Source organism: Ruegeria sp. ANG-R, assembly GCF_000813985.1.
GTDB lineage: Bacteria > Pseudomonadota > Alphaproteobacteria > Rhodobacterales > Rhodobacteraceae > Ruegeria.
Genome location: NZ_JWLJ01000012.1, coordinates 104,416 through 113,376, shown reverse-complemented (window position 1 = coordinate 113,376; position 8,961 = coordinate 104,416). Strand labels below are relative to the sequence as shown.

At 57.8% G+C, this 8,961-nt stretch carries 8 protein-coding genes; 3 read left to right on the top strand and 5 right to left on the bottom strand.

The annotated features are described in order from the left end of the window. Positions 1-179: 179 nt before the first annotated feature. The gene (msrQ, locus tag RA27_RS20935) at positions 180-794 is read right to left on the bottom strand and encodes a protein-methionine-sulfoxide reductase heme-binding subunit MsrQ (protein ID WP_039543490.1); all 615 of its coding nucleotides are present in this window, start codon (positions 792-794) and stop codon (positions 180-182) included. Between the two features lie 4 nt (positions 795-798). Beyond that, the gene (gene msrP / locus RA27_RS20930) at positions 799-1,701 is read right to left on the bottom strand and encodes a protein-methionine-sulfoxide reductase catalytic subunit MsrP (protein WP_039543488.1); all 903 of its coding nucleotides are present in this window, start codon (positions 1,699-1,701) and stop codon (positions 799-801) included. Positions 1,702-1,976: 275 nt separating this feature from the next. On the opposite strand from msrP, the gene RA27_RS20920 reads away from it, so the two are divergent. Beyond that, the gene (locus RA27_RS20920; RefSeq protein ID WP_152610757.1) at positions 1,977-2,951 is read left to right on the top strand and encodes a hypothetical protein; all 975 of its coding nucleotides are present in this window, start codon (positions 1,977-1,979) and stop codon (positions 2,949-2,951) included. A gap of 69 nt (positions 2,952-3,020) precedes the next feature. On the opposite strand, the gene clpB is transcribed toward RA27_RS20920, so the two are convergent. After that, complete coding sequence (gene clpB, locus RA27_RS20915; protein ID WP_039543481.1) at positions 3,021-5,639, bottom strand: ATP-dependent chaperone ClpB; 2,619 nt, start codon at positions 5,637-5,639, stop codon at positions 3,021-3,023. A 126-nt stretch (positions 5,640-5,765) separates the two neighbouring features. After that, positions 5,766-6,095: a hypothetical protein gene (locus RA27_RS20910; RefSeq protein WP_039543562.1), complete on the bottom strand. Its 330-nt coding sequence runs from the start codon at positions 6,093-6,095 to the stop codon at positions 5,766-5,768. 152 nt (positions 6,096-6,247) lie between these two features. Here RA27_RS20910 and pyrF point away from each other — a divergent pair, with 152 nt between their 5' ends. Next, complete coding sequence (gene pyrF, locus RA27_RS20905; RefSeq protein ID WP_039543477.1) at positions 6,248-6,952, top strand: orotidine-5'-phosphate decarboxylase; 705 nt, start codon at positions 6,248-6,250, stop codon at positions 6,950-6,952. A 264-nt stretch (positions 6,953-7,216) separates the two neighbouring features. Here pyrF and RA27_RS20900 read toward each other — a convergent pair whose 3' ends face one another. Beyond that, positions 7,217-7,615: an NUDIX hydrolase gene (locus tag RA27_RS20900; protein ID WP_039543560.1), complete on the bottom strand. Its 399-nt coding sequence runs from the start codon at positions 7,613-7,615 to the stop codon at positions 7,217-7,219. Positions 7,616-7,706: 91 nt separating this feature from the next. On the opposite strand from RA27_RS20900, the gene RA27_RS20895 reads away from it, so the two are divergent. Next, complete coding sequence (locus RA27_RS20895) at positions 7,707-8,960, top strand: DNA polymerase IV (RefSeq protein WP_082025221.1); 1,254 nt, start codon at positions 7,707-7,709, stop codon at positions 8,958-8,960. Position 8,961 lies beyond the last annotated feature (1 nt).

The window sequence follows — 8,961 nt, the reverse complement described above, 5'->3', positions numbered from 1 at the left end:
ACCGCAAGCAGAAAAAACACGAAAATTGAGAAAAATCTGGACTTCAAAATATATTATTATTTATCAATATATTACGCACCGCTGGAGACAACCAAACCCCACAGAAGAGTGCGTAGTTCGCCAAAACTCCGGGTCCAGGACCACTTGTTCACACAGTTACCCACAGACTCGGGTCCAGGTCAGGTAGAATCTGGCTGTCGCGACCGTGCCAGAAGACTCGAAATCGGCAGGCGCAGGGCAAGCAGGCCCAAAATGATCAGCAAATAAACCAGCGGCTCGAACTGAAAGCCCTTGGCCAGTATAACATAGTGCAACCCGCCCAAGAGCGCCGCCGGATAGATCAGCTTGTGAAGTTTACGCCAACGCGGGCCGAGGCGACGAACCGACCAATTGTTCGATGTAACTGCAAGTGGCAGCAACAACACGAACGCGGCCATGCCAACCGTTATATAAGGCCGCTTGACGATGTCGGCCCATATCTCGCTGGGAACCTGTACATCAAGAACCAGCCAGACCAGCAGGTGAAGCGCTACATATGAAAATGTCAGAACCCCAATCGCGCGACGGAACTTCATCAGGTTAAGCCCGACAAAGGTCCGCAGGGGCGATACTGCCAAACCCAGAATCAAAAGCTGCAGAGCCAGCTCACCGAATTCATGCTCGAGAGCCTCAATCGGTTCGACCCCGAGGCCACCAGTCACACCCAGATAAAACAGCCACGGCGCGGGCAGAGCGCCCAGCACATAAACGGCCCACACGGGTATGCGGCGTAGAATCTGGTTCAATTGCTGCATGGTCTCAATAGTTTTTCGCCAAATCCATGCCTTCGTAAAGGCTGGCGACCTCTTCCTCGTAACCGTTGTACATCAACGTGGGTACACGTTTGGCGAACAGACCTCCTCCGATCCGCCGCTCGGAAGCCTGTGACCAACGCGGATGATCTACGTCCGGATTCACGTTGCTGTAAAAGCCGTATTCCCGCGGCCCCGCCATGTTCCAACTGGTTGGTGGCTGTGTGTCGGTTAATGTTATGCGCACAATCGACTTGATTGACTTGAACCCGTATTTCCACGGCACCACCAGGCGCAGAGGCGCCCCGTTCTGGTTCGGGATCGTCTTACCGTAGATGCCCGTTGCAATCAGCGTCAGCGGATGCATCGCCTCATCCAACCGCAAGCCTTCGCGGTAGGGCCATTCGAGCACCGGGTACTGCACACCGGGCATTTCATCAGGACGATAGGCCGTTTCAAACGCCACGTACTTCGCGCCTTCCTGAACTCCGGCCATATTGAGAAGGTCAGCCAGTTCGAACCCGTTCCAGGGAATCACCATCGACCACGCCTCGACGCAACGGAAACGATAGATACGCTCCTCAATCGTCATCTCCGAGAGAATGTCTTTGAAATCATACTCGCCCGGTCGATCCACCAGACCGTCGATCTTGACGCTCCATGGCTCGGTTATCAAAGCGCCCGCATATTTTTTCGGGTCGTCCTTGCGTGTCCCGAATTCGTAGTAATTGTTGTACGAGGTAATCTCTTCCCACGTATTCGGCTCAAGACTTTCTTGCGCATCAGCGGAACTGGATATCCCCGCCAGCCCGACACCCGCCAGTCCGGCCATCACCTGCCGCCGGTTCAGAAATGCCGCCCTTGGAGTGACGTCATCATGCGTCAGTTTGTTGGTCCAGCGATGCGCCATTTGGTTCTCCGTAATCCGTTAACCTCGGGATTGAGGTAAGGTCTGATATCACAGAGCCAAGGAAACAGACGTCACGATTGAGCGAACGGATTGTAACGTAGATGCAGGCCTTTTCGATATCTACGCACTTCCAGTGCGGGAATGTACACTTTTACAACATCAGCATCGTTTGCCTCTGGTGCGCATCAGACTGCGGAACCGACAAAAGCGGCTGGCACATCTTCCGATAGTTGCTTATCTGGAAATCACCCAAGAGTTGATCAGAGAGTTTCCCGTTGCTTTTTACCCAAGCTATTCCCCTGTCGTTTTCAATTTTCTGGCGGATGGCCATGGTGCTGCCGGTCATGGTGATCGGCTTGACGCTCTATGTTGCGGTTGGCGTGCTGCTTGGATTTCTGATCGGCTTTCTGTTCCCGGCACTCTCTTTTTTCACAACCCTCCTGATCATCGCCTCATCCACCGCCTTTCCGGTGCTGCTTGGCACGCGGTTTGGCCTGCAAGCGATGGATGTCCGGCCCAGCATCAGCATCCGGAAGCTGATCCTGCCCGCCACCATTTATGGTGCCGTACAGGGCGTGGGCATGACCGTGATATTCGGCTTGATGGCCACGTTTTCGACGATGATGATTTCGCCTGAGATTCTGCACCTGAATCCAACCGCAGAAATGGCGCTTGGATATCTGGAAGGGATTTGGGCCATTCCGGCGATGACAGCACTGGTGGCTGTCTTTCTGTCAGTCTGTTCGATTCGCGCCAGCCTGCTGGTGCCAATTGCCTCTGCATCCATTGGGCGGGACCCGGACGGGCTGCCCTATACGCCATTCCGCCATTTTCGCGCCTCGTTCGGGCCGTTGTTTGCGTTGACCATCCTCAGCTATTTGGGGGCGAGCATTCTTTATGTCCTCGTGGTCGCCTTGGCGATTGCCAGCGGCATGGCCGAAACTCTGGCGGGAGACCTGCAGGAAATCACCAATATGGCACGCGGCACCGCCCCGATCCGGGCGATTTGGTCGCTGCTGGCGCTTTACGTCGTCTTTGTCCTGATCGGCGTGTGGGCCTTTAGCCTGCAATGCGCCGGTGGGGCGTTGGGATATCTGCACTTGAAAGAACAGGCTGAATCCAAAAAACCGCTGATGGCCTCCCAGCCCAAGCCTCAACCGACACCACTACCAATTGAGCAATCGGGACCACGCCTGTCACCCGAAGAATTGCGGGCAATGCGCAAAAGCCGGCAATCCGGAGGTGGGTGAGGCCCCGGACACGTGCCCAAAAAAAATGGCCCGCCGGATTGGCAGGCCATTGCGTTTGGTCAGCGTCGGTTAGTGCACCACGGCATCATCCGGACGCGGACGTTCAGACGTGCCTAGACGGTCACCGATTATCAGGCCATCGGTTCCGGCGGTCACCGGAACGGTCTCGCCATCCCGTATCTCTCCTGCCAGCAATGCTTCGGCCAGCGGATTCTGCAGCGCGCGTTGAATCACGCGTTTCAGCGGGCGGGCGCCGAAGACCGGATCATAGCCTTCGTTGGCGAGCCATTCCTTGGCACCATCGTCCAATGCCAGCTCGATCTTGCGAGCGGCCAGACGTTTTTGCAGACGTGCCATCTGGATATCGACGATGCCATCCATATCGGCCCGTTTGAGACGATCGAAGATGATGGTCTCGTCCAGACGGTTCAGGAATTCCGGCCGGAAATGCGCCCGGACCGCATCCATCACATCCCGCCTTGCTTGCGCGCTGTCCGCACCTTCGGGCAGTTGGCTCAGCGCCTGAGAACCAAGGTTCGACGTCAGGATGATCAGCGTCTGTTTGAAGTCCACGGTGCGGCCCTGACCATCGGTCAGCACGCCATCATCCAGAACCTGCAACAGCACGTTGAACACATCCGGGTGTGCCTTTTCGACCTCATCGAACAGCACGACCTGATAGGGCCTGCGCCGCACGGCTTCGGTCAGCACACCACCTTCGTCATAGCCGACATAGCCCGGAGGGGCACCGATCAGACGAGCAACCGCATGTTTTTCCATGAACTCGGACATGTCGATGCGCACCATCGCATTGTCGTCGTCGAACAGGAAGTTCGCCACGGCTTTGGTCAGTTCGGTTTTCCCCACACCGGTCGGGCCGAGGAACAGGAACGAGCCCAGCGGGCGGTTTTCGTCATTCAGACCGGCACGCGCACGTCGCACGGCGTTGGCCACAGCGGTGACCGCCGCATCCTGACCGATAACGCGGGAGTGCAGATCGTCTTCCATCCGCAACAGCTTCTCGCGCTCACCTTCCAGCATTTTCGAGGTTGGGATACCGGTCCAGCGCTCCACGACGGAAGCGATCTGTTCCGGGCGCACCGTTTCCTCGGCCATCATGGCGTTGCTTTCGGCGTTCTCGGCTTCGGTCAGCTTTTTCTCAAGCTCGGGGATGACGCCATAGGACAGCTCCCCGGCTTTCGCCAGATTGCCTTCACGCTTGGCGATCTCCAGATCAGCGCGCGCTTTGTCGAGCTGTTCCTTCAGATCCCGCGCGCCCGCGAGTTTGTCGCGTTCGGCCTGCCATTGGGCAGTCATCTCGGCGGATTTCTCCTGCAGGTCGGCCAGATCCTTCTGCAAGGTTTCCAGACGATCCTTCGAGGCCGCATCATCCTCAAGCTTTAGCGCCTCTTCTTCGATCTGCATTTGCAGAATCTGACGATCCAGCTGATCGAGTTCTTCGGGCTTGGAATCCACCTCCATCCGCAACCGCGACGCCGCCTCATCGACCAAATCGATGGCTTTGTCGGGCAGGAACCGGTCAGTGATATAGCGATGCGACAGGGTCGCCGCCGAGACCAGCGCCGAGTCCGAGATACGCACACCATGGTGCAGCTCGTACTTTTCCTTGATGCCGCGCAGGATGCTGATCGTGTCCTCAACGGTCGGCTCTTGTACCATTACGGGCTGGAACCGGCGCGCGAGCGCTGCGTCTTTTTCGACGTATTTGCGGTACTCGTCCAGCGTAGTCGCGCCGATACAATGCAGCTCACCCCGGGCAAGCGCGGGCTTGATCAAGTTGGCGGCATCCATCGCGCCGTCGGATTTACCAGCGCCGACCAGAGTGTGCATCTCGTCGATGAACAGGATGATCTCACCGGCGGCCTCGGTGACCTCGGTCAGAACCGCTTTGAGGCGTTCTTCGAACTCCCCACGATATTTCGCACCAGCAATCAGCGCACCCATATCGAGCGCGAGCAGTTTCTTGTCTTTCAGCGATTCCGGCACGTCGCCGTTGACGATGCGCAGAGCCATGCCTTCGGCGATCGCGGTTTTACCGACGCCGGGTTCCCCGATCAGAACCGGATTGTTTTTGGTCCGACGCGACAGAACCTGCATCGAGCGGCGGATTTCCTCATCGCGCCCGATAATCGGGTCGATCTTGCCCTCAGCCGCTGCCTCGGTCAGATCGCGCGCGTATTTCTTGAGCGCGTCATAGCCCTCTTCCGCCGAGGCCGTGTCTGCGGTGCGGCCCTTGCGGATATCGTTGATCGCTTCGTTCAGTTTCTGTGCAGACACAGCGCCGGCTTCCAATGCCTCTTTGGCCTTGGATTTCACCATACACAGCGCCATCAAAACGCGTTCGACCGGCACGAAACTGTCGCCCGCCTTGGTGGCGATCTTCTCGGCCTCGTCCAGAACCTTGGCGGTCTGGCCGTCCATGTAAATCTGGCTCGCGTCACCGCTGACCTTCGGGATTTTCACCATCGCAGCATCCAGCGCTTCAACCACGCGGTTCGGTGCGCCGCCAGCGCGTGTGATCAGGTTGCTGGCCAGCCCCTGATCGTCATCCATCAATGCTTTGAGTATATGTGTGGGCTCCAGCCTCTGGTGCCCCTCGCGCAGCGCAATGGTCTGCGCTGCCTGCACGAATCCCCGTGCCCGCTCGGTGAACTTGTTCAAGTCCATAGTATTCTCCTTCTCTAAGCGCCCCGTTTTGATGCGCCCGCCTGGCGGCACGCATCGGTCTGGGCCTCGCATTCAATTTGGGAAATATCTGCGCCGGTTCAAGGGGCTGGACCACGGATTCCAGCCCTATTCGCGCTGTATCGAATAGACAGTGTATCCACCGGTTTCAGCCACCTGTCTGGCCCCATAGGTGTCGACGAGCGACTGCGCGGCGTTACTGCCGGTCGGGCAGGAGACCAAATCAGCCGTGTGATCAAGAAACTCGGCGGTAAAAGCCGTTTCACCCGTGACCTGGCACCAGTCATCCGCCGATCTGTATCCCCGAACGAGGTTCAGGTTGTCAGTCGTCGGCAACGGGGCCGGATCGACGATGACATCGGGCTCCGGGTATAAGGTATTGCCCCCTTCGCACCCTGCCAGAGCGATTGCCATCCCCAACACAACCAGTTTCTTCATTTCAAGTCCCTCCATTCGGTCGACGATCTGTTTTGCGTTGACCTTAACATACCCAACTGTCTGCAACGTGATCTGAATCACGTGCGCAGATGCATGGACAGATCGCCCGGAACCCGTTAGGACGCAAGCGTTTGTCAAAAAGGAGCCCGCCCATGTCCGATGACCGCCTGATTGTCGCCCTTGATGTTCCGAACGCCCTGCAGGGGCTGGCATTGGCCGAACGGCTGGGGGACAGCGTCTCGTTCTACAAGATCGGATTGGGCATGTTGACCGGTGGCGGGCTGGCGTTGGCCAATGAACTAAAACAGGATCACGGTAAACGCATCTTTCTGGACATGAAACTGTTCGACATCGGCAATACGGTCGAGAATGCCGTGCGCGGGCTGGCACAGTTCGATTTGGATTTCCTCACCGTGCATGGTGATCCGCACGTGGTGCGCGCGGCCAAGGAGGGCGCTGCAGGCAAGGACTTGAAGATCTTGGCAGTAACCGTTCTGACATCGTTGAACAGAGATGATCTGGATGCCAGCCTCTTGAAAGCAGGCGATGTACAGGATCTGGTTGTCGAACGCGCGGCCAAGGCGTTTGAGGCGGGTGCCGATGGTGTCATCGCCAGCCCTCAGGAAGCCGCGTTGATCCGCGCCCTGCCCCAATCCCAAGGCCGCTTGATTGTGACACCCGGGGTGCGCCCGACCGGTGCCGCTCTGGGTGATCAGAAACGAGTCGCGACCCCCTCCAGCGCAATAGGCGATGGCGCCGATCATATCGTGGTGGGCCGACCGATCTACCAAGCGGATGACCCCAAGGCTGCGGCCGAAGCGGTGTTGAATGAGTTAAATTCTTTGACTCGCCATTAGATCGATTGACCGGAAGCCATGGCGGGAAGGACCCGCAAGCAATTGCCCTAGCGTCAAATTTCGACATTTTCGGGCCAGACCGCCCCTGTGCCCGAAAACACACATGAAAAACATGAGTTTTGACGTGTCCCGGTTGTGGCTATCGAAAATCGCGGATTTGAGCGATTCTAACTATGAGACACTCCCCAACGGACCATGTCTTCCTGAGGTCCGTTACCTCCCCCCGCACGTGCGGGGGGTTTTCTTCTGAAAACGCGCCTCGATTCAGATCGCACCTGTTTCGGACAAGTAATGCCGCAGGCGGGCGACAAAGTTGGGAATGGCCAACGAATGCGACAGGTAGTCTTGCGGGCGCATCAACCGCCACCCCTGCCCTTCGTCGCCAAAGCGGATCAGGCTGACATCTTCCGGCGGGCGCAAAGCGACAAAGAACCAGCTTTGACCATATTGCCGTGACCAGATGAGATCGGCGGCGCACAACCGCAGGCCAACTTCTTCAACCGTTTCCCGCAGCGCGCATTCAACTGGCGTTTCGCCGGGTTCCTTCCCTCCGCCGGGAAAATCGAGATACCCCGGAAACGGTATATCCGACCTTGCGTCTCTTTGGATCACAAGCAACTCTCTGCCAAGAAACAATGCGGTTTTCGCCCCAGTGAAGTCCATTGGTCCTCTTTTTATTCCGATCCATTCCGGATAGATTCTAACAAATAGAAGGGCTGAGCCTAGCCGCATCTGGCCGAAAAGAACCTGCAACATGCCTGCCATCTGTCGCGACTGCCTGAAACAAATAGAGCAAGGCCCACGCTGCCATTTCTGCGGCAGTCCACGTGTGAAATCGCATCCCGAGTTATTCGACCTGAGCATTGCGCATATGGATTGTGACGCGTTTTACGCCTCGGTCGAAAAGCGGGACAATCCTGAACTGGCGGACAAACCGGTGATTATCGGCGGCGGAAAACGCGGTGTGGTTTCAACAGCGTGTTATGTGGCACGCATTCGGGGGGTGCGTTCGGCTATGCCGATGTTCAAGGCGCTTCAACTTTGCCCCGATGCGGTCGTGATCAGACCGCGCATGTCGCTCTATGCCAGCGTGTCACGCGAAATTCGCGCGATGATGGATGAGTTGACGCCAGATGTGGAGCCGCTGTCGCTGGACGAGGCATTCATGGATCTGTCGGGCACGGAACGCCTGCATGGGGCGCCACCTGCGGTGATGCTGGCACGACTGGTCAAACGCATGAAGGATGAGCTGGGTCTGACGGGCTCGATCGGGCTGAGCCATAACAAGTTTCTGGCCAAGGTGGCTTCGGACCTCGACAAGCCACGAGGGTTCTCGGTGATTGGGAAGGCCGAGACGGCTGATTTCCTGCATGACCAACCCGTGCGTCTGATCTGGGGAATTGGTCCGGCGGCGCAGGAATCGCTGGACCGCGCCGGTATTCGCACCTTTGCCGATCTTCTGCGCTGGGATCAGGAGGCGCTGACGGCGCGGTTCGGATCGATGGGCTACCGGCTCTGGCATCTGGCCCGAGGACAGGACAAGCGGCGCGTGTCAGCCCATGAGCCTATGAAATCGATCAGCAACGAGACCACATTTTTTGAGGATACGGCAAGTATCGATATACTGGATGGCCATTTGTGGCGCATGTCCGAGAAGGTGGCTGACAGGGCCAAGGCCAAGGGCTTGGCCGGGCGCGTTGTGACGCTGAAACTGAAACGGGCCAATCATAAGATCATCACCCGACGGGTGTCATTGCGCGACGCAACCCAGATCGCCGACCGGATTTATCGCACCGCACGCGGGCTGTTCGATCAGGTGGGGGATCAGGGACCCTATCGCCTGCTGGGCTGCGGCCTGTCCGATCTGTGCCCGGAAGATGAGGCCGATATCTCTGGCGACCTCCTGGACCCTGGCGCCACGCGCCGGTCGCAGGCCGAGCGCGCGACGGATGAAATCCGCCGCCGATTTGGCCATGATGCAATCGTAAAGGGACGTGCGCTGCGCTAAA

What these genes read in the sequence shown, in the direction of transcription:
- msrQ (WP_039543490.1), bottom strand. Translation starts at nt 794, where the DNA reads ATGCAGCAATTGAACCAGATTCTACGCCGCATACCCGTGTGGGCCGTT.
- RA27_RS20910 (WP_039543562.1), bottom strand. Translation starts at nt 6,095, where the DNA reads ATGAAGAAACTGGTTGTGTTGGGGATGGCAATCGCTCTGGCAGGGTGC.
- msrP (WP_039543488.1), bottom strand. Translation starts at nt 1,701, where the DNA reads ATGGCGCATCGCTGGACCAACAAACTGACGCATGATGACGTCACTCCA.
- RA27_RS20900 (WP_039543560.1), bottom strand. Translation starts at nt 7,615, where the DNA reads ATGGACTTCACTGGGGCGAAAACCGCATTGTTTCTTGGCAGAGAGTTG.
- clpB (WP_039543481.1), bottom strand. Translation starts at nt 5,639, where the DNA reads ATGGACTTGAACAAGTTCACCGAGCGGGCACGGGGATTCGTGCAGGCA.
- RA27_RS20895 (WP_082025221.1), top strand. Translation starts at nt 7,707, where the DNA reads ATGCCTGCCATCTGTCGCGACTGCCTGAAACAAATAGAGCAAGGCCCA.
- pyrF (WP_039543477.1), top strand. Translation starts at nt 6,248, where the DNA reads ATGTCCGATGACCGCCTGATTGTCGCCCTTGATGTTCCGAACGCCCTG.